19 protein-coding genes are annotated in these 21,102 nt (G+C 50.4%); 1 reads left to right on the forward strand and 18 read right to left on the reverse strand.

The features are described from left to right. Positions 1-9 precede the first annotated feature (9 nt). From AK95_RS30265 to AK95_RS30325, 14 genes are all read right to left on the reverse strand, one after another. A complete protein-coding gene (locus AK95_RS30265) occupies positions 10-1,644 on the reverse strand; it encodes an RCC1 domain-containing protein (RefSeq protein ID WP_071223616.1) in 1,635 nt (544 codons plus the stop codon). 29 nt (positions 1,645-1,673) lie between these two features. Then, positions 1,674-2,648, reverse strand: a complete 975-nt coding sequence (locus AK95_RS30270) for a hypothetical protein (protein WP_071223617.1) — start codon at positions 2,646-2,648, stop codon at positions 1,674-1,676. Further along, complete coding sequence (locus tag AK95_RS30275; RefSeq protein WP_071223618.1) at positions 2,635-3,183, reverse strand: hypothetical protein; 549 nt, start codon at positions 3,181-3,183, stop codon at positions 2,635-2,637. The genes AK95_RS30270 and AK95_RS30275 overlap by 14 nt, the downstream gene beginning before the upstream one ends. Next, positions 3,180-3,572, reverse strand: coding sequence for a hypothetical protein (locus tag AK95_RS30280; protein WP_071223619.1), 393 nt, complete (start codon positions 3,570-3,572; stop codon positions 3,180-3,182). The genes AK95_RS30275 and AK95_RS30280 overlap by 4 nt, the downstream gene beginning before the upstream one ends. A 67-nt stretch (positions 3,573-3,639) precedes the next feature. Further along, positions 3,640-4,119: an ABC transporter permease gene (locus tag AK95_RS30285; protein ID WP_071223620.1), complete on the reverse strand. Its 480-nt coding sequence runs from the start codon at positions 4,117-4,119 to the stop codon at positions 3,640-3,642. 72 nt (positions 4,120-4,191) lie between these two features. Beyond that, complete coding sequence (locus AK95_RS30290) at positions 4,192-6,261, reverse strand: hypothetical protein (protein WP_071223621.1); 2,070 nt, start codon at positions 6,259-6,261, stop codon at positions 4,192-4,194. Further along, positions 6,258-8,120: an ATPase, T2SS/T4P/T4SS family gene (locus tag AK95_RS30295; RefSeq protein WP_071223622.1), complete on the reverse strand. Its 1,863-nt coding sequence runs from the start codon at positions 8,118-8,120 to the stop codon at positions 6,258-6,260. The genes AK95_RS30290 and AK95_RS30295 overlap by 4 nt, the downstream gene beginning before the upstream one ends. Further along, complete coding sequence (locus tag AK95_RS30300; RefSeq protein ID WP_235613262.1) at positions 8,117-9,001, reverse strand: hypothetical protein; 885 nt, start codon at positions 8,999-9,001, stop codon at positions 8,117-8,119. Before AK95_RS30300 ends, AK95_RS30295 begins: the two co-directional genes overlap by 4 nt. Further along, positions 8,965-9,672 (reverse strand): hypothetical protein, encoded by a 708-nt coding sequence (locus tag AK95_RS30305; RefSeq protein WP_071223624.1) that lies wholly within the window; start codon positions 9,670-9,672, stop codon positions 8,965-8,967. The genes AK95_RS30300 and AK95_RS30305 overlap by 37 nt, the downstream gene beginning before the upstream one ends. Positions 9,673-9,683: 11 nt before the next feature. Continuing rightward, complete coding sequence (locus AK95_RS30310) at positions 9,684-10,811, reverse strand: SAF domain-containing protein (protein ID WP_071223625.1); 1,128 nt, start codon at positions 10,809-10,811, stop codon at positions 9,684-9,686. Positions 10,812-10,846: 35 nt separating this feature from the next. Continuing rightward, entirely contained in the window at positions 10,847-11,455 is a 609-nt protein-coding gene (locus tag AK95_RS30315; RefSeq protein WP_071223626.1) for a hypothetical protein, read from the reverse strand. A 2-nt stretch (positions 11,456-11,457) separates the two neighbouring features. Beyond that, positions 11,458-11,631, reverse strand: a complete 174-nt coding sequence (locus AK95_RS34355) for a hypothetical protein (protein WP_162487672.1) — start codon at positions 11,629-11,631, stop codon at positions 11,458-11,460. A 65-nt stretch (positions 11,632-11,696) separates the two neighbouring features. Then, a complete protein-coding gene (locus AK95_RS30320) occupies positions 11,697-12,650 on the reverse strand; it encodes a ParB/RepB/Spo0J family partition protein (protein WP_071223627.1) in 954 nt (317 codons plus the stop codon). Beyond that, complete coding sequence (locus AK95_RS30325; protein WP_071223628.1) at positions 12,598-13,425, reverse strand: ParA family protein; 828 nt, start codon at positions 13,423-13,425, stop codon at positions 12,598-12,600. The genes AK95_RS30320 and AK95_RS30325 overlap by 53 nt, the downstream gene beginning before the upstream one ends. Before the next feature lie 863 nt (positions 13,426-14,288). Here AK95_RS30325 and AK95_RS35035 point away from each other — a divergent pair. Next, the gene (locus AK95_RS35035) at positions 14,289-14,582 is read left to right on the forward strand and encodes a P-loop nucleotide/nucleoside kinase family protein (RefSeq protein ID WP_235613263.1); all 294 of its coding nucleotides are present in this window, start codon (positions 14,289-14,291) and stop codon (positions 14,580-14,582) included. 545 nt (positions 14,583-15,127) lie between these two features. Here the strand turns inward: AK95_RS35035 and AK95_RS30335 are convergent. The 4 genes from AK95_RS30335 to AK95_RS30350 form a co-directional block, all read right to left on the reverse strand. Beyond that, entirely contained in the window at positions 15,128-15,631 is a 504-nt protein-coding gene (locus tag AK95_RS30335; protein WP_071223629.1) for an AAA family ATPase, read from the reverse strand. 233 nt (positions 15,632-15,864) lie between these two features. Then, positions 15,865-17,793 (reverse strand): UvrD-helicase domain-containing protein, encoded by a 1,929-nt coding sequence (locus tag AK95_RS30340; protein WP_071223630.1) that lies wholly within the window; start codon positions 17,791-17,793, stop codon positions 15,865-15,867. 3 nt (positions 17,794-17,796) lie between these two features. Next, positions 17,797-19,713 (reverse strand): ATP-dependent nuclease, encoded by a 1,917-nt coding sequence (locus AK95_RS30345; protein ID WP_071223631.1) that lies wholly within the window; start codon positions 19,711-19,713, stop codon positions 17,797-17,799. Between the two features lie 73 nt (positions 19,714-19,786). Beyond that, the gene (locus AK95_RS30350; RefSeq protein ID WP_201259446.1) at positions 19,787-20,947 is read right to left on the reverse strand and encodes an AlbA family DNA-binding domain-containing protein; all 1,161 of its coding nucleotides are present in this window, start codon (positions 20,945-20,947) and stop codon (positions 19,787-19,789) included. Between the last annotated feature and the right edge of the window lie 155 nt (positions 20,948-21,102).

Here is a 21,102-nt window from a genome sequence, read left to right on the forward strand (position 1 = left end):
TCCTTTTGTTCAAATTCCGCTGGTCAGCGTCAAGGTGAGTGTACACGTATACGTTCCGGCCAACAGGCCAATCGTGTCGCCTGGCTCGTAGGAAGAGGCAGGAGCAGCCTGAAATACCTGTACGGTCAACGGCACCGCCAGCGCCAAAAACATGGCCGTCTCATATCTCCCTGTGCCGTACCCGGCGTCTGCCTGCATGATGGGGACGGAGGTCGTCCCCAGTGTTTGTCCCGGCAGGTGCTTGGGACCGTGAACGGCGTCGATTTCCATACCATTTAGCACCGTAATCGGCGCGGCTCCGTTTATCATCAGGCTGGAGGCTGGAAAGCTGGCGATCAGACTGCTGTTTCCCGTTGTGGGATCAAGTCCCGACCAGTAAAATGGAGAAGCGGATACGCTGAGCGTCCAACCCGCGTTATAGCCGCGCAAGTCCGAAACCGTTATGGGCAAGGTTGCCGAACTTTGAAGCGAGGACGGCAGGGCTACCGTTGAGAACGAAGCGGTTCCTTTTGCTGTCGTCATCGTCCCGGTCACCAGGCCGGGCAAGGCTCGTGAGCCGCCGCCGTATCCAAGCACACCGCCCGCCCCATAGCCCCAGCTATACAATAAATCGTCGATTGTTCCTGCCAGAACAAAGTTGGATTTGATGCTGCCTAAAAATTGAACAGCTTCCATCTGTATTTGCACCGGGGAATGGCGATCCATCCCCGTCCCGTCTCCCAATTTGCCGCTCCAGTTCGAGCCCCAGCCCCATAGTTCGCCATTCGACAGCCTCGCATGAGTGTAATCGCCACCGGCATGAATCGAAGCTACATTCGATAACGCCGAAAACAACGTCGGCTCATAGCGCCTTACGGTATCGCCAAAGCCCAGTTGTCCATACGTATTCACGCCCCAGCACCAGACCTGACCATTGCCATCCAAGGCAAAGGAGGAATCGTTCCCTGCCGACACGCTGACGATGTTGGCCAAGGTACTTTGCCAGTACGGCGTGGTTACCGGCGGTCCGGCTCCTCCATTGCCAATGCCGCCGTAGCTATTGCTCCCCCAAGCGTATACATGGCCATGCGTCGTGACGGCCAGGCTATGAGTGCCGCCAGCCGCGACGGTTAGAATCGAAGATAGCTCCGGCACTTGAACCGGCGATGTCTTGCTCGTGGTCGTCCCATCGCCAAGCTGCCCCTGCTGATTCTCTCCAACTGCCCATAACGTCCCGTCCTCACGTACAAACAGCGCAAAATGGACTCCGGCCTCCACTTGCGTCACATCGGACAATGAAAGTAGTGTTGGTTCATTTTTCTGCTGCGTGTCGCCAAGACCAAGCTGCCCCTCTGCTCCACGCCCCCAAACCCATACCGAACCATCGGCTTGCAGCGCATAGCCCGAGGTGGCGCCGCAAGCGATGTCCGTGATCTGATGCAGAGATTGAATCCGAGTAGGGAACGAAACGACTGCACCGCCGGAATCGTATCCCAACTGCCGTTGTTGATTGCTGCCCCACGACCAGACCGTGCCATCCGATTTTAACGCCATGGCAAATTCGCTGCCGCCACAAGCCTGGGTATACACAGGCCCGGCTGCTTGCGCGGCGGGGATATGGACGGCAAGCCATAGCAAAATTCCAATCAATACTCGGACATACACATCCGGCTTCCTCCTTTCGATAATGCCAGCTATTGCGGACAGGGCAGCGGCATGTACCCCTTGTGCGCAGCCGCTTGCTCGTTGGCAAACACCTCTTCGCGCGGATATCCGTAGCCGCAGGAGTTGCGGAAATATACCTTCATCGCGCCTTTTCGAGCGCCGATAATGGCCTCCTGTTTCAGCACCCGGCTTCCCCCCAATGCATAGCTGTTGTACACCTTCACGCCCATCGGAATGCCTTGCAAAAACGCCATGACGCCCACATCGTCGATACTGTTGCTCCAGTCCTCATCCGGGATCAGCGGCAAGGTGAACACGTACGAAAATCCGGATCGGGAGACGGTTTCATTGTATTGGTTGATCCGATATGCCAGTTCATCCTGAATCGCCCGGACAATCGTGCTGCGCCGTATCTGCTCAAATTGTTCGGCATCCTGCAGGAGCGGAATCGACGTTTGCTGCCGAATGTCCTGCCGCAACCCTTCCTGCCAGCTTCCGCTCGCCGCATCGTAAGCCAATACCTCCTGATCCAGCGTAAACGACAGGCTGTTGCCGGCCGCATCGGCGTAGGCATACGGCTTCTTCGCGCCCCAAACCGGCTTCATCACCGCCTTCCCGTCAGCGCCAACCCATTCGTGTTCGCTATACACATAGAAGCCGTCATACCCCACAATGACAATCGCGGGGATGTAGCGGCGCAGCGTGCCTTGCGCCACCGGATCGTCCGCGATGCCAAAGCCCGCACCCAGCGTCCGATAAAACGCCGCGATGGCGTCTTCCTTATTTAGTGCGACCCGTTTCTCCGAGCCGTACTGCGCTTCCCGTTGCTGGCTGGCATTGCCAATTAACTGGCTCGCCGCATCGTCCACCGCCGCATCCAGCGCAGCGTCATATCGTAATTCGGTCAGCAGCGTCCGGCGCAGCGCATCCGTCTCAATACGATTGATGGTGGCAAACGGAAGGAACAGCAGTGCGCCGACAATCGCCCACTCAATCCATCGCATGGCGCACCATCCCTCCATAGGGAATAACGATCTTTTCATTCGGGCTGATCGTATTGTTCAACATGTCAAAGATCAGCGTCCCCGCCGTCCGATTCGTATTGCGCACCGTGACTGAGAAGCTATCACCCGCCCGCATCCGGTAGCGGCGGCTTGGATCATCTCTGGCCAGCGTATTGTCAGGAAACAGTACCGGCAAAATCTGTTCGTCATAGTACGAATCGAAATGTATTTCATAGATGCCGCGGAACGTCTCCGGCCGAGTCGGGTCATCGTAGACCGGCACGTATTTTTTGCTGCCATGCTCCATCTCGACCGTAAAGCTATTGCCCGTTGCAGCCAATGCGGCCATAAAATCGTAGTACATAGCGGGCGTAATGCCGCCCTTGTCGCGCACCGCATCCACAAATGAGGTCGTCGCCCGCAGCGCCACCAGCTCGGAAATATCGTCCTGCTGGTCAAAGGCGGCGGCGAGCGGATACAGGTAGAGCAACAGGAGGGCAATCAGCACCGCAAACAGCTTGGTCAGCGTGTTCATGGCACTCGCCTCAAGATCAGCCGCAGCAGCCGTCCGCTCTCATCCCGCTCATATTGCGGCACATATTTCGCTTGCAGGTGGATGCCGCTTACGCGAAGCTGCTCCCGTTCCAGCGGCGCTTCGTATCGGACACCGTTCACGATTATTTCCGCATCGCCTTCTTCCAGCCGCGCAAGTACGTGGAGTACCTCCGCACCGCTGAACGTGCCGTCGCTGGCTATGGGGCTTGCGGTCTGATGCAAACTGCGATTCTGGGCTTGGCCCGAGACGTAGGCCAACGCATTCAGCGAAGCTCCGTTTTGAAACAGCATTAGGCCCGTTCCCGCCGCGAGCAGAAACGCCAGAAACGCGACACTCATCTCCATCATCGTTCTCGGGGCATAATCCATCCGTTTTTCCTCCTTCCAACTGAAAGCGCCCGGGGATACCCAGACGCTTTCAGCCCTTCATTCGGTCTTACTGCTGCCGGAAAACAATGCCGCGAATGACATTGCTGCTGTCCAGCACCAGAGTCGCGCGGAACTTGCCGCTCGGATTGACATAGTTAATATCCGCCTCGTCTACCGTTTGGGCGATCAGGCCGGGAGCAACGCCAACGACCGTGCCGTAGGTCACGTTATCCATTGGCACACTCGTATTGATCGTTTTGCCGTACCAAAGTCCAGCCGGATTTTTGCCAGTGAAAATCTGAATACCGAATTGATCGACATCGCGGAATTTGCGCAGCGCGTTGACAACCTGGCTGCCCGACAACGTCGTATTGTCGTATACCGTAAAGGCCGTCTGCGACAGCTCGGTTTGAATGTTGCTAAAATTGCTTTGAGCCGCTTTGGTGGAATCCTGGGCCGAAACAAACAAGACCACGGCCAGGGTAATGAGGGCGATGGCGAGGAAAATCCCCGCTGCCATCACCAATGCTTTTTGTGCATTCGACATCTTCCATTCGCTCCTTTGACATGGAAATACAAAAATGCCTTCCCGCAAGATGAGGGAAAGCGATGCTGCCGCCTACTGAATGCGCTGAAGCTGCTCATAATAGGCGGTCATTTGCTGCAGGCTAACGACAATGAGCGGTATCACCAAATACCCGAAGATCAGCGTCATCAAGGGGGTAAAGCCAATCCATCGGCCCCAGCCTGCTTTTTGCTCAATCAACTGCTCATACTCCTGCTTGCGCTGCTCCCGCGCAAACGCCTGCTCCGCTTCGAGATCGTCGAACGCTTGGCGGATCGTCAAATGCTGTGATGCGAGCTCCAGCTTCTCCACCGTCCGCACGAACGGCAGAAACGGCGCATCCTCCTTGAGTTGCGCAAGCGCCTGCTCCTCGCCCTGTTCAAAGTGGAGCAAGCAGGCTTGCAGCGGCTCCTTGAACACACGGGCAAACTGCTCCATCCAGATCAGCAGTTGTTCGACCGACATGCGCTCCATCCCGGAAAGCATGGCGATCACCGCTTGCAGTTGATCGACCTCGTGCTTCATCTCCATTCGCCGCATGCGCCGCTCAAACAACCGGATGCCGACGGGCAGCGCATACCCGCCCCAGCCTGCGGCAAGTGCTAGAAAGGCTTCCCACCACAGCAGCCACGGCTGATCCAATTGCTCCAGCTTGTCCATCACCCGCCGCGCGGTCAGGCGAAGCTGCTCTTCCTGTTCACCGTTTACCGCCTGCTGACGGAGTAGGTTCATGATGATGCGTTCGTTGCGCGGCCTCACCTCCTTTACTTGTTCCAAAATGTGGCGATCCAGCGCTGCAGTTTCCCGCGCCTTGATTTCCTCCTCGGCGGACAACTGCCCGAACAGCATCCCCGGTTTTACCGGCGCATAAAGCAGTTGGTGCCGCTCCGCTGCATGCAAGGACACGAACAGCCCCAATACAGCGGTGAAAGCCAACGCGCCCGCGACTAAGCGCTGCACATAAAACCATTCCAGCCGCAGCGGCGATGCCGTGTCCTTGAGCAGCCGGGTCACGCGCTGCGCTTCCCGCGAATCGGGGACAGGTATCAACCGTTGCACGAGCCAGCGTATCCATGGCCAATCGTACACGCGCCTTTCCCATCTGTTTCGGCTGGTTGATCGGGCAGTCCCGTCCAACTCTCCCAGCGCGCGGAGCAGCACATAGGACAACCAGACAACCACGAGCAGGGTCAGCTTCGCCAGCCAGCCGAGCGCTCCGGCGTAGAAGGCGTCCATTGACGGGAAAAAGTGGCTGGCCCATGCTTCAATCGGGCGGGTAAAAAGCAGCGGCACCAACGCGATCACCGTCAGCCCTTGCAACAAATAGCTAAGCTTCTCCCGACGCAGCAGCTCCAGATTCAGCTCGCCGGACAGCTTTTCCAGCCCTTTCAGGTACACTGAGCCGCTTTCCGTTTGCCGGTCGCCATGCTCTTTAATGAGGTAAGACAATCCAGCCAGCCCTTGCAAATAGCGGTTGGGGGCGAGTTCCACATATTGCGCCAGCTTGTCCTCCGCATCGCTGTCCGTCAGCATCTCGTACAGTTCCTGCCCGTGCAGCGCCATTTCATAGGGAGCGCCGTCCGCCGCTTCGTAAATCGCTTCCTCCACCATGCCGTGGCGATGGTAGTGGTGGCGGATATCGCCGAAGAAGATGCGAAGCTGCCGGAGCAGGCGCAGCTCCAGCCGCTGCACGCCCATGTCCGCCAAAACGCCGTGCCCTACCCACAGACCGATCAGCAGCATGCCCCAGGTGAACGGATCGCGCACCATGACGGCAAGAGGGAGGACAAGCAGGAGCAAGAGGCTCCACACTCGCAAGGCCGACTTCATCGTCTCCAGCCGCAGCTTCCACTCGTCGCCAAGCCGAACGATCAGGAGCCGCTTGCGCAAATGATGCAAATAGGCGCGCAGGATCGGTACTTGCTCGCACACGCTGTAGAGCTGTTGCAGGAAGCTGTACATCGCTTGCCTGCGCGAGGCTTGTCCCGGCTTACGGAGCGACTCATACCGCCGAATGGCGGCAATGTCCGAATCGCGGCGGGACAGCCACAGGAACGCCGCCACCGCCATCAGGAACAAAACCGTTGAGATGCCGAGCAGGGGAGAGAGCCATTCCCGCATCATCGCGCATCCCCCCAATGGCTGGACAGGAAGGCATCGAATACCGCCTGATCCGGGCCGCTCAAATAGGTCGCCATGTCCCGGCGGCTTTGCTCGGACAGCGGATGAACAGCGACATACCGTCCGTCCCGGTATTCGATCAGATTCCGCGCGGCGTACAGCGGGCGATCCGTCGAGCGCCGAAAAAACTCCAGCGCGGTATCCATAAAAGCGGCCTGCCGTACATCCTTGGTCATCTTGCCGATAAACTCGGCTGGATAGTCCGCCTCCTGCGGCACCGGCACACATTCCGTAATCCGTTCGATATACCGCCGTCCGTCCAGGTCACGGCGCAGATGAATGTCGAAATTGACGACGCTGACGACCTGCTGTTCCGCCACACGCTCGCTGCTGAACACGCCGGTCTTGAGCAGCGAATTGCGCAGCGACAGCACGAGATCGCGAAACGTTTTGGCGTGATGGGTAAACAGCGTAAACAGCGAAGCTACTTGCGCCATTTGCACCATCCACGCCGCAACCGGATCGGTCGCCACCTCGCCCAAAATGTTCACCGAGCCGTCCGTCTTTTTCTGAATGTCCAGCCCTTGCTGGCCGGAGATCGTTTCCGTTTCCCGCAGGCTGACGATGTTGCGGTTCGGGTAAATTTTGCGCAGTTGCAGCTCAAAGCTCATTTCCTGCACCCGAATCGGCAGCACCGCCGGAATATGGCGCACCATCGCCATCAGCAGGGTCGTCTTGCCACTGCCCTGCGCGCCGGTAATCGCCGTAATACGCGCGCCCGCCACCAAATAGCGGATGAGTCCGATGGGCAATTCCGCGTTTTCGTCCTGAATCAACTGCTCCAGCGTGGCGCTTTGCACATCAAATTTGCGCACAAAAAAAGCCCACGATTCCGCGAACCGGGGGCGCAAGACGACGACGCGGGAGCCGTCGCCCATTTCATTGACCTTATACCCGTTTGCTTCGGAAAGTTGGCCGGGAAAATTGTGCTTATAAATAAGCTGACAGACTCGGCGCAGCTCCTGTTCCGTGCCGAACGACAGGAAGCTCAAATGAATGGACTTGCCCTTGTAAAACAGCCATACGCTATCATGCGAACGGGGCAGCGCCTGCCACTCTACCTCGTCCTCCAACGCCCATTCGCCCTCCCACATCAGCGGCGGCAAACCGGACACGCCGCCGGATACGCCGTCGATTCGCATATCGCGCAGCTCGTCGATGACGCTAAAGCCTTTGTAGTGCTGGTAAATCCGCTGCACGACAATGCGAAGCTTGTCCTCGGTCTGCAAAGAGGGCGATTCCTGCGCGTAAATGTCTCGAATCTCTGCCCTCGAAATCCGGTAAGCCTCAAGCTGACCGTCTTCATCAAAGCGTTGCCGATCCAGCTCATACGCCTGAATCATCTGCTCCAGCGCCCGCAGCCCGAATTGCTGCTTGTAGCGATCCAACAGGATATCAAACTGATCCTGGGCGGAAAGCGACTCCGGTTGATGAAACGGCAGGAGCAGGTTCAGATGCGCATCGTCCATTTCGTATTGCTGCATCAGCAAATCGGTGATGACCTGCTTCACGTATTCCTTATCCCGCAAATCGCCGGAGGTGCAGCCGCGAAGCGCCTTCTTGAGCTCCGCCCGTTTATTCTTGCGGCGGCGATACTCCTCCTCGGACAAGCCAAAGTCGCTGAGATGGCTCGTTGTCATTTCGTGCAGCATGTCTTTGACGAACGCAGTCATCGCCGCCAGCGTGTACACGGTCTCGCCATCCGTTCGCTCCGGCAGACGGCGGCTCATGCGCAAATAGAGGAAGAATACGGCCAGCAGCAGCAAGGCAATGACAATCAGGGTGTTCAGCAGCGTCATCATGGCTTGTCCTCCTTGCCGCCGAATACAGGCTGATTCCGGCCCACGCCTTCGATCAGCGCATGCGCCAATTCCCTCACATGCCGGACAAAGCGATGGTTTTCATGCTGGCGCGAGGTCTTGCGATTGCGAAACCAGTACGGAATCGCCTCCCCGTGCTGAACCGCGTCCAGCCAGCCCGTATTATGCACGACTGGAAAGGCTGGCTGCTGCCAATGAAAGCGGCGCTGGAGGTTGTTTACAGTCAGAGACGAACCCGGATCGAACTGTCCAAACACGAGCATCGCTTTCTGCTCGTTGAGCTGTACGCTTTCCGGCGATTGAAAAAAACGCTCCAGCAGCAAGCGATTTTGCGGCAAGCAAACGACGATGAGATCCGCCCGATTCCGCAGTTTCTCCCGCCAGCCCGGAGCGGTCACGCTGCCGCCGTCCAGCAGCACCAGATCGTAGGCACGCTTGGCGGTGTCCAAAAGCGGCTCCAGCCAGCGCTCCGCCAGCATGGCAAAGCCTGCGTTCGGCTTCGCCGAGCCAGGCAGAACATCCAGCCGCTCCCGAAGCAGCGGCTGCGCATAATCTCTCAGCATTCTCGCTTCCAGCTTGCGGTTTTGCAGCAGTCGCAGCAGCGCATCCATGCCGGTATCCGGCAACGGGGACGGATTTTTTTCTGGCGGGTAAAAGGCGCGCTGCACCGCCTCATCCTCCTCGCGCAAAAGGCCAAGGAGCAGCAGCCGGGCCGAGTATTCCAGCCCCATACACGTAGCCGCCGCCAGCAGACTGGTGGTCGTTCCGGCCTGACCGGGGAACGGACTCCAAAACACGACAATCATTCCCATCGTTCCACTCCTTTCTACCAGACTCGCCATCGCTTTTGAGCCGTCGCCCAAGCGCGCCGCGCAGCCTTGGCATCGCAATCCCCAAGCTGTTGCAGCATGGTGAGCAGCACTTGCCGAAACGCTCCGCTGACGCGGCGAAGGTCGATGCGATGCTGATGCTGGTTATGCAAATCCGCTATGGCGTCACGTTCATCCAACGGAAAATGAAAGGAAGGCTCCAGCCACTCCACATGGCGCAGCCGTGTTTCGGCCCGCCATGCAGGCAATGTGCCCGGCAGCGCGGGAGACAGCCATTCATAAAAAGAGAGCGGCGCTTCCGCCTCGTGCAAACACAGGCGCAGCATCAGCTCCTCATTTTTTTGCAGCGACAGCCGCTTGCCGTCCCAGCACCAAATCCGCTTGTCAAAATCGGGCAAATTCCGTCCTGTTATCATCTGCGTATGATCCGTGTCAAGCAGCAGCACATCATATGTGCCTACTGTTCCCGCTTGTTCCAATGCGCGATCCAACTGCGCGGCAGTAATGTAGCCGTAGGCCACATCCATCTCCTCAAACTCCTGCACAGCGCAGCCCGTGAAGGCGGGCGGCAAATAGCCTTGAACCGCTTGTCCCATCGTCGAATCTACCAGCAGTACCTTCTGCCCCAGTGCGGTCAACAAACGGCCCAGCGCCAGCAGCACATGGCTTTTGTCCGCCGAACCAAGAAATACGATTTTTTTCATAGCCGTCTCCCTTACTGATTTAAAATGTCCTCCCAGCGTTCTTCTCCCGATGGCGCTTCGGTTTCCGTCGCAGCTTCCGTTTCGGTTGCGGCCGTAGGGGGCGTAATCGAGTCTGCCGGGTTGGCAGGAGCTGACGGTTCCGGCGATGGCACTGCGGAAACCGGCGACTGCCCCTCTCCCGACGATTTGTCATTTGATACATGCGGTTCCGAAGCTCCGCTGCCTGACAGCGGCTGCGTTTCAAACATGGCGTTGCCTTGCCGGGTTGTCGCCCGTTCATTTTGCAATTGCTGCTGCACCGTGACATTGCCGCTGGAAGCCCGCAGCTTGTCCGACTCGCTGACCGCCTTCAAATTGGCATCCAGCGTTTGGCGCAGGCTTCGAGCCAATTCGGTTTTCGCCGTTTCGAGCAGGTTTGGGTCGATCTCCATCAGGTCGAGCACTTTCGGATTGGCCGGATAGTTCACGACTGCCGCCTCCTGCAAGCCAGGCTCGATATACGGCAGCGCGTAAAGTCGCGCCCCTTGCAGATAAGCATCAATAATAGCGCTGGACGTTTGCAAAATATCCATCTCGTTCATTTCCAACCACACGACATTGCCCGTCAACTGCCGCACCTTCTTTTTGGACAGCAGTACAAAGTCCTCTCCGGTCGGAAAACCGATCCGTACATCAATAAACTGCTCAGCCTTCAGATTGGAGGGAAGCTGAATGACCTGAAATTCCTTGAGCCGTACATCCTTCGGAACCGGCTGTCCTTCGTACAACAAAGAAGCGAGCAGCGGCGTGCCCGCCTCCAGCTCCACCTTGGCATGCTTTCCGATAATCGCTTCCCGCTCTGTAATGACACCGGGTGGCAGAAGGGTCATGGGCATCGGAATCGCCTGGAGATCATCGGCTGTGAGCGCGACACCTGCCGCAACGGTTCGGCTTGCTACCCACACCTCGCGGCTGTTCAATTCCTTTTCTTGATTCAGTTGCTCGATTTGTTTTTCATAGCTTTCTTGCATCTGTTGCTGCAAGTGCTGCTGCTCGTTATACTGCATCAGCAAAAAGACGGCTGCCGCCACGAGCAGCGTCAACCCAACCCCAATAGCTGCAATGACTAACACCTTGCGGTTTCGATAAGTCGGCAACATCGCTAACGACTCCTTTCTTTATTATGAGTTGAATTTCAGCGGGCTTCGTCTCGCGACCGTGGCTTCTGCTGCTTCTCCGCTTGAAGCAGCGCCAGCTTCTCTACTGCCCACGCCGGTGTATGCTCCGGTTTGAGGAAGCCCGCCAAGTCTTCCCGGTTATAGCGGCATTCGTCGCCCGAATAGAGCCTTTCCGCGTAAACCGCTCGTCCGCGCGAATGTCCCGATGCGCCGAAGCCACCCGTCACCCAAACCAGTTGGTGATCCGCCGTGCGAAACTCCGGTCGCAGCCTTTCCGGGCGGATCACGACAAGCCTGCCGCTAAGTTCATCCTCCCCTTTGATGGGCAGGCAATGGGCAGATAGAATAGGGGCCATCGGCTCCGGAAGGGCAGAACGCTCCGTCTGTAGCTTCTCGATCTCCCACTGCATGAGCTTAGCGAACTCCCGCATTGCCTCCAGATAGTCCGCGTATCCTTCTGCGCCATAATACTGATCGATGCCAAACAAATTGTTCTGGTCGCAGTAGCAGACCAAATAGGGCTTCTCGGCATTCGTCGTGTCGATGCCCAAAATAACCTCGACTCTGCCGATAGGCAGCGCCTGATAGACCTCATAGTCGCCAGCCATTCGTTTCTCCTGCTCCATCGTCAGTCCTCCCGACTCCTTTTGCGATTAGGCCTCTTATGCCCGCATAGTGCACCTTTTCTCTGCTTGCGAGGCTCCCGTTCATCCTCATCTGGCAATTCATCGTTGCGGGTAAAGCCGGGCTTTTCCTTCATCAGCCGCTCATACTGTCGCCGTTTTCCTGCGGTAAAGTCCATCTGAAAGGCTCCTTTCAGCAAAAATGGGCATAAAAAAATCTCTCCATCCTAGAGAGAAGGGGATATTAACGCTCGTGTTCACGTTCCCGCTGCTTCCTGCGATACCAATTTTCTACCAGTTGCACAATGACCTCTTCCATTTGCTGCACGGTATAGTCTTGGGGGAAAAAGCGGCTAAGCCGTTCCTTGCGAATCGTCAGCTTCTCCTTCTGATTCGGCTTTTCCTCCGTCAAAATGCCGAAGATGACATCCCCGTTCAGCTTACCGTCCTGGCTGAGCTTCTTCATGCGCTGCGCCTGTGCCAGCGAAGGCGTACAATCTTCGGCTTGCATTGTTTCCAGCAGGGCTTGCTGCTCTTTCTCGGCCAAGTAAGAGATTTCAACCGCCGGGCTAAATGCGATATCCTTATTGTCCACCATTTCGAGAATGGGGGAGATGAGTTCGGTTAAACGGATGTAGCGTTTAATCTGATTGCGACTTTCACCTACTTGCTCCGCCAAAATCTCGACCGAATATTTACCATTTATATCCTGCCCAACTTGGGCAGCATTTTCTTTGCTCGGTCTGCCTGCCTGACGTTTCATCGCATTTAACTTCATCCTATATGCAAACGCCTTTTCACTCGGAGACACATGCTCTCGCTGCAAATTACTGTCCACCATAATAATGGTCGCCTGATCGTCGTCCAACTCACGAACAATACATGGAATAGTTACCATTCCCGCCATTTCACTTGCCTTTTTACGCCGATGCCCGGCCACCATTTCAAAGCCGCCATCTGTTTTGGGACGTACCAGCACAGGAACCAGCACCCCGTATTGCTTTACGCTTTCTGCCATTTCCAACATCGCATCGTCTGCCTTTACTTTAAAAGGATGATCGAGAAAATCACTGATGTCCGCCAACGGGATTTCCTTGATCTGTTCCTTCTGTGTCGCATTCCGGGTTTCTTCCGTTGTAAACAAATCATCGACTGTGGTCAGCTTGATGCTGGCGCGTCGGTCTTCTTTCGCTGCCAATATCCTGCACCTCCTTCGTTAATGAGGCATAAGCTCTGGCGACTTGTCCGCCCGGATCGTGCGCATAAATGCTTTTGCCGCGAGCGCTGGTTTCCGCCGCGCGGATGGAAAGGGGGATTTCCGTCTGAAACACGCGCAGCTTGTCCCCATAATCGCGGCGAAGGATGAAGGAAATATCTTTGGCAAAATTGGTGCGGCTGTCCACCATCGTGAGCAACACTCCCTCCACCACCAGCTTTTTGTTGATCTGGCGGCGAACGCGGGCAACCGTCTGTAATAACTGCGTCATGCCTTTTGCGGGCAAATAATGGGCTTGGACGGGAATAATGACGCTATCTGCCGCTGCCAAGGCGTTGATTGTCATCATGCCCATGCTTGGCATGCAGTCGATCAGGATGTAATCATAGTTGTCCTTGACGGAATCGATGTACGCCCGCATAATCGTTTCCCTGCTCATCGTATTCACAAGCGCCACTTCTACGGCGGACAGTTCAATGTTGCCGGGCATCAGGTCAATTCCTTCGTGATGCTGCAAAATGCCTTCCTGCGGGTCATAGGCTTCTTCCGCCATACATTTTTGCAGCATTGTCGCCAGCGATACCGGGAGGTTGTCCGGCTCTTGAAAACCAAGTGAATCCGTTAAATTCCCTTGTGCATCTGCATCCAGCAGCAGCACCCGCTTGCCTTCCGCAGCCAACCCGATGCCAAGGTTGACCGCTGTCGTTGTTTTGCCCACGCCGCCTTTCTGATTGGCAAGGGCGATTACTTTGGCCATCTGTCAAGTCTCCTTTCAAAATAGAAGAAGCCGGTTGCTTGGAGGAACCCGAGCACCGGCTTTTCAAAGATATCTATATAAAAAGAGATCACCCGAATGGGATGAACTCTTGGATATTCAACTTCAAATCGTATATCTTTCATCAGAGTGTCGTGTTTTCGTTAAGCTTGCTCTCCACGTCATACTGGAAATGAAGAATGATAAGGAGTGACTTCATGTATATAGGCTTCATATCTGCGGGTCGCTCCGAAATTCCATAGGATGAAATCTATTTGTATCCGACATTGAAAACACAGACGAAAAAGTAAACATAGAAAAAAATTTATCCGGCGGACAGTGGTTGACTGTCTCCATAAGCGCTGGCTTGCGCTTCCCCCAGGATCGCTGCAGGCCGCCCCCATTGCGATAAGCTGTGGCTAGACGGAAGTATCATAATACCTCCATGCAGATCATCGCCGTAAATGGAACCACCATTTCGCTATGCATCGCGGAATCGCTCTCATCTTGACCTGTGTCTTGAAAAAAGGAGCAGGAACAAGTCGGTCATGGCGCGCTGGCATACTGGCTTTCCTTTGAGGCTGCATGGGGAATGTACCGGACAAACTTGTATTCGATTTTCAAAGAACGATGGCGAGGGGATTTTGTCCCTCATAAGCCGTTTCATTTTTCGGGCAAAATCGGGTAGTTTGAGGAAAAATATTTTGAAGAAAGTTTTTCGAGGACATCTCGCGGCTTTCTGGTTGCCCAAAAACAGACGACAATAGACTAAATGCGATTGGAGAGTCAAGGTCTAAAGGATAGAATCGTGAGAGGACAATGCGTTTTGCGGAAAAGTTTGCTGGCGGTGAAAGGAAGGGAACAACATGCTATATATTTTTGGCGGCTTGCCGGGTACCGGCAAATCCACATTATCCGCAGCTTTAGCTAAGGAGCTCCGAGCTACGTATCTTCGGGTCGATGTAGTTGAACAGGCGATGCGTACTGCCGGAATCACTTTGAACGGGCCGGAAGGCTACATTGTGTGTTACGAACTTGCGAAACAAAACCTGCGCTTGGGTCTTGATGTGATCGCAGATACGGTCAATCCGATCACCATCACGCGCCAAGCTTGGCGCGACGTAGCGGAATCTCTTCAGATTCCGTTTGTTGAAATCTAGGTTGTTTGTTCTGATGAATGTGAATACAGGGACCGTGTCCGCACACGCCGAACGGATATTTCTGGCCTTATTCTTCCAACTTGGGATGAAGTTAAGAATAGACAATACGAGGCGTGGGATCGAGATCGACTTATTATCGATACGGCCCATCAAACAGTAGACGAAAGTCTACGGATACTTCGTGAACGGCTTGGTCTGGAGGGGTAAATAATTCATTGGTTTTTAATAGAGGCTCAATCAGAAGTTAAAAATGATGATGCTAAAAGGCTTCCGAGCAATGAATATAAAGATTCGTTGCGAATGATTGGATTTTTAATCAAGAAAAGGAGCTGCTCGAAAAGCCGTTTTTCAGCAACGGCACCTTACTGAACAAAGCCCAAGAACGCCGTGAAATCGGCATTCTTGGGCTTTTGACACTTGCTACAATTTACTCGAAAGGGGAGCCTTTCCCTTTCATACTTATTTGACGCAACTCCCCATCTTTGATCTGCTCTCCGTGACAACAAAGCACGCATGGCGTAAACACCAATTCACATTTAATTCATCTAAATTGAGAATCGCTGAATAATAAAGTCGGCTGCTTGCTCCGGAGTGATATTCGATACGTCCACTTTAGATGTATTCAGTTTTTCGTAAAAAGGTATACGGTCCAAGCTTCTGCGGATTATATCTTCCGTACGAGTTCCGGTATCTACTTCTTTCATCAGTCGCTCACTCAATGCCTCTTTATTGCATACCAAGGAGATAAGATGCACCTTGCAACCTGCTGTATCGAGTCGTGATAGAATCTCATCAACAATCGCTTGCTCATGCATGACCCAGCAAAATACGATATTTTCAAAAACAGAACACTTGATAAAGTTATTCAAGAGAAAGCAAATATTCTCCATAACCATTTTCTTGGTTACCTCGGTCACTTGAAAGGGATGCATATCCCAGCACCAGTCTCCATCCAGAAATACACTGTTGTTCAATTTGCCCTTTATAACTTGGCAAGTCGTTGTTTTTCCTACGCCCATTGTCCCGCCAATCAAAAATATATTTTTCATATATGCCCTCTACATTCAATATAGGCTAACTATCGATTATGCAATGTCATCATAAATCACACCTTCGATGATCTCTTGACCCTATATGTATTTTCACTTTAATGATTAGTCAGAAGCATTTGGAGGCTATCTGGCACCGGGATACTCGATAACTTCGAATTGATGCTTTGCTTACTCTTCCCGAATAATTTGAGAGCGCCAATAATTACGAAGCCTGCACCTCCATCCTTATTCTAGGATATAATTTTCAATGCCCATCCTACATCTTCTAACCTTTTCTTTATTTTCTCATCTACAAACTCTAACGGTATTGCAAGGCACAATAGCGCTTTCGCACGTGTCATAGCTACATACTGACACTTGAGGCGACTATGATTAGCTCCAATGGATTTGGGCGGCTTATTGCAAAGGTATTTAAGTATCGCTTTCATGTTGTGTGCTTTTGTATATGTTTCTAAAACCAAGGTAGCTAAATGTGTTCTTCCTTTTACAGAGTGAATACTGCCGAACTTTAGTTCAACGCAACGTTCGCTTTCCTTTTCCTTAAAGATATAATGATTTGGTAATGTGCGCGGTACTGTTTCTTTGGCATTTCCATTCAAATCAATATCGCTTTTCCATGATATAAACTTCTTAACTTTCTCATTTAATGTCAGGTCAAACTCTTTCAGAACACTTTCCAAAATGCTCACTACGCTTTTCCAACTTTCCTCTGTGGAAATACCCGCAGAAGACAATGCATAGAATTTTTTTCGTAACTCCAACTGTTTTTCTTCTGAGATTTGTTTGATAATTGATGAAACCGGATTATTAGTTGCAGCTATTAAATTTTGACCTTTTGCTGTGTTGATGAGTCTACGTATGCCTTTGGCAATCCATTCTATTTGAGCACTCAATTCCCCATTTTTTTGAAATTCAAAGCGTCCCCTTCTAAAATAATCAATCAGCCTATTGGGATTTGAATTTCTATCTGCCTTTTTTGCTTCATAACTAGGCCAATAATCATATATGCCTTTTGGAAAATGTTTTTCAGGAGTCTCGTCTTTCTTATCATGGACCATCCCTATAACATGGCATCCCAATTTCTTATTCTTCAACAGTTCATCATCAGAAAAAGTATTTAGTATATGTTGTGCAAACTCCTCTATTACTTGTCCAGCCTTATCTTTTGAAAACAAATAAAGAGTATGGCAACTTTCTCTCTCAGTATAATCATTTTCCGTACCGTGCATTTGCTCTGCAGAAATAGATACTGTGTTCGCTAATTGAGCTATTCTATTATCAAATCTTTTGCTCTCACTTAATAGCAGTGGTGCTTTCCTTGGAAATTCTGGTTGTTCAACAATTTCATTAACGTAATTATAAATTGCTTGATTGCTATCACCAAATCCCTGTATAATCGTCATACCGCCTGCTTCTGGAAAAGCCTTGTGGATTAGCTCCCATTGAAATGAATTAGTATCTTGCGCTTCGTCAATAAAGATTATCGGAAACCTCTGCTGTAGTCCAATAGGTATAGAATCACACTCCTTCAACGCTTGTTTTGCATATAAAAGCATCTCATCAAATGTAAAGTTCCCATCACTTTGAGACTCCTGTATCGCATCCAAAATCTTTTGACGTGTTTCACCCTGTTTGTCCCAGTTAATAACGCCGATGTCCCCGCTGTAGCTACAAATTTGTGCATCTTTATGGTTCCGTTCTAAATATGATCTTGTACCGAAAGGGAGCATATACCAGCGAGATTTTCTCACAAGATCCGAATCTATCATATTCATACGAAAACCCTTGGAACGAAGCCAAGGCAAAGCAACAAATGTATCGAAAAAGGAATGAAGTGTGCCTATAAAATGTGGGTACATCAAAAGCTTTTTTCCTACATCAGTATTTCCTAATCGTTCTTCGATTTCTTCACGAGCAACATTTGTATGTGACAAGACACATATACCAGAATTTGCGTATGGCCACTTCCTTGCCAAAATTGCCAATTTCGCAATAAGTGTCGTTGTTTTCCCGCTCCCTGGGAACGCCTGGATATCTATCGATTCCATATTTTTTATGACACCGATTCTATCACTATCAAATTGATAGCCTATAATAGATTCAACCCATGCAATGTCGCCATCAGTAATTTCTATTTCCTTTAATCTTTCAATTCCCATAATCTATTCCCCTGCAACGTATTCTATTGCGTCTACTACATACTTTGGTAGCGTTGCTTTCAACTCAGTTGATTTTCCCGTAAAAGCTTCCTCAAGCTCAAATGCAAACTGCTGTGCAAAATCTGCTTTGGATGCTATCTTTTTTGTGAAAAATCTATAAAAGTAAGATGATTTTTCCTCAATGGTAGGTAATGCTTCAATAGTAGTTTTAAATTCTTTTGTTTTTGCATCCCAATTTTTCTTAGCATAGCTTACTTTCACTACCGCCTTTATTAATGCCTCTTTCATTTCAATATGGCTTAAGCCCGCAAAAGCCAAGTCATACTCCAAAGTCCAGTGATCCGCAATAAATGTTATAACCTGTTGCCCATCTGCCTTCTGCCTTATGTCCTCAAGATAAGTTGTTGCTTCTTCCGATGTAGTAAAATCTGCCTCCGCTCTCCAATTCCGATCTGCTTTTTTCGGCCATGTAGACGGATCTAGGGTATACTTTTCATTAATACAAATTCCAGGAGCACAGTTCGGCATCACATCTCTATCAGTGACACAAGCGACCTTAATGCCCAGTGGATTTTTATGATTGGAACGTTGAAATATTCTCGCGTAGCGGCGCAACCCTGTACTTCGAACATCAACTAATGAAGTTCCGAAATCAGTAAAGCTGCACCCCAACAACTTGGCTATCGTAGGAAGTAACAAAGCTTCTCCGGGTCCTTCTACAACGATAACACTTCGTGCAAAAAACAAGTTGGCTTTTGTAGCATCCAAGTATTTTTCCAAATAGATGTAATCATCACTTTCGAGATTAGTGTGCCCTTCTGCCAGTGGAAACACTTGTCCCTCTTTCAATATTACGATATTCTTTAATTTCACAACGGAAGCCAGCAATGGGGAATGTGTTGTGATAATTATCTGCTGTTGTCTATTTTCCGTTTCTTTTTCCAACGACTGAATTAATTTCAGCTGTCGCTGTGCATGCACATGTGCTTCCGGTTCCTCAATAAGTAAAAAAGACGATTTTTTTGTCGCCTCAGACTCCTTATGCAAGAGCAATTCGCATGCCATGCTCATGATATTACTTGTTCCCAACCCTACCTTACCTTGCATAGCACTCGCATTTTTATCTACTGCCAAGTCAAGTTTTTCTAAAAGTAGCATTATTTTTTGAAGATCATTACTATTGGTACCAGCCACTTCAAACCTTGTTTTAATAGCATCTTTTTTCAATAACATTTGCTTACTTAATATTTCTGTCATATCATCATTTATTGACTTAAGAGCAGGATGGGCAGCCAATAAGCGATTCGATAAATTTGTAATACCTACCAAAGACAACTTATTCATATCCATTCCGTCTTGGTATTCATGTTCCCCTTGATTCAGCCCCGGAATATTTTGTACAATTTGAGACAAGCGTGAATGCCTTCCCGCCTGCATATCACTGTAAGCATCACGCAAAGCCCTTAAATAGGTAATGCGAAGCAACTCACGGGCTTCGGACGAAGGAGCCGGACCATTACCATCCTTACCCGTAGAAAGCGAAGAAATTGGTCTTGGCGGTTTAAAAGACGTTAAATATTTGCATTTCCAGTGTAAATACAAATAAGGCGTATTACCATCTTTGTGCTTTTCGTATGTCAAGCATTCCAAAAACGCAGCTTGCTCATCTGGAGTCAAACCAGAAAATTTGCAACTAATAGTGATTTCTAGAAAGGTATCTTCATTATAGAAATCATTTGCTTCTATTCGAATCCAACCAAAGTCTGTTGTTCCTAGCACAATCCTGATAGCATCCATTATAGCCGATTTACCCGAATCATTTTCTCCGACTAAAACCGTTAATCCCTGATTAAAATTAATGATGTGTTCATTATCATCAAAACACCTAAAATTCTTGATTTGCAATGAAGACAAATACACGATCTTACCCCCCCATTTTTTGGATTATATTGTCCTGAACATACGAATCTCCAAATCAGAATTCCGTACTCCCTTAAATTGCTCTAAAATCTTTCAGCATCTTTTTAAGAATAAGCGCATTCATATAATCCTTTTTAAAAACACTCATCTTATAACCCTCTATTTGTGGAAAGTGAGGAAGTTTTGCTGTAAAATCGGAGGCATTATAGTGCGAGTATCTTGCTTTTACAAACTTATCAAAGCTTGCTTTTTCCAACTCCGAATCAAAGACAAGAACGCAATCTAAAAATCGTCTCCTTGATGTGAGTTCCTCATCTATATCTTCAGTAATATAAAACCTATGAACAATGTATTCTATTGATTCTTTAATGAAATACTTATAACTAATATCCCAATTCATTCCGCTGTCATCTAACGATAACCCTCCTGTTTTAGGAGTAGCAGTGAAATATCGGCCTCCATCTAAGGCCGCGCCTCCTAACGAATCTAATAATGTTTGATGATAATAAACGTTTATATCATACCAGTGAGGACTGTTATCATATTGCCCAAATAGATAGAACACATAACCGTTTCTGTCATCTGCAGCTGAAATATGTTCTATAGTAAACTCAGGGGCAAACTTATAGTACCTTTTGGATTCATCTGACGAACTAATCCAATCTGATGGACTTTGTAAGTACAGAATTACACGTTCAAGTGCTGTCGCATGTATTCCAAAACGTTTCTTCCAAAGAGTTTCAATTATATTTATATCAGCAGAAGAATTTTTCGGTGTATTTGTATCCATAATTCGCACATAGATATTATTTGCAAAAACCCCCTGATATTGCTCTGTCAAATAATATGGAGTATTGCGATCATTGCGTACAACTATCACATCAATAGTTTTTTTAGATACTAGGATTGATTGGACTGTAACAGTCGGTCTTATTCCACCAGCAAAATTCTTATCACGAAGGAAAGACACTAAATCTTGTGTTTTCTTTCTGTTGGTGTCATTTACTGTATCCTGTACTACAAAATCCTTTTCTTCGTCAACACCAATAATTATTAAACCATCCTGATTTGATAAGTTATTCGCCATGCATATGATATCGTGCAAAAGATCAGACTTTTTACTATACCATTCTCGCTTAAAATCCCAGTGGGCACCTTCTTGCTTCAAAGAAATTAAATCGACAACCTGTTTGGTTAAGTCTTGTATATTCATAGAATAATTCACTAAGTTCACCTAACCCTACTCCTTCATGTCTCAGTCCTATCCCTACTCGTTGGTTATAAGTAGTCGTTACACAATTTACTTAAACAGATACTGTCCACATTGATGCTAGAATTGTATTGTGTTATGATTGAAAACGTGACACGCTGTTTTCATTCCGTGAGACT

Source organism: Paenibacillus sp. LC231 (assembly GCF_001860525.1).
In the GTDB taxonomy this organism is placed as follows: domain Bacteria; phylum Bacillota; class Bacilli; order Paenibacillales; family Paenibacillaceae; genus Paenibacillus_AQ.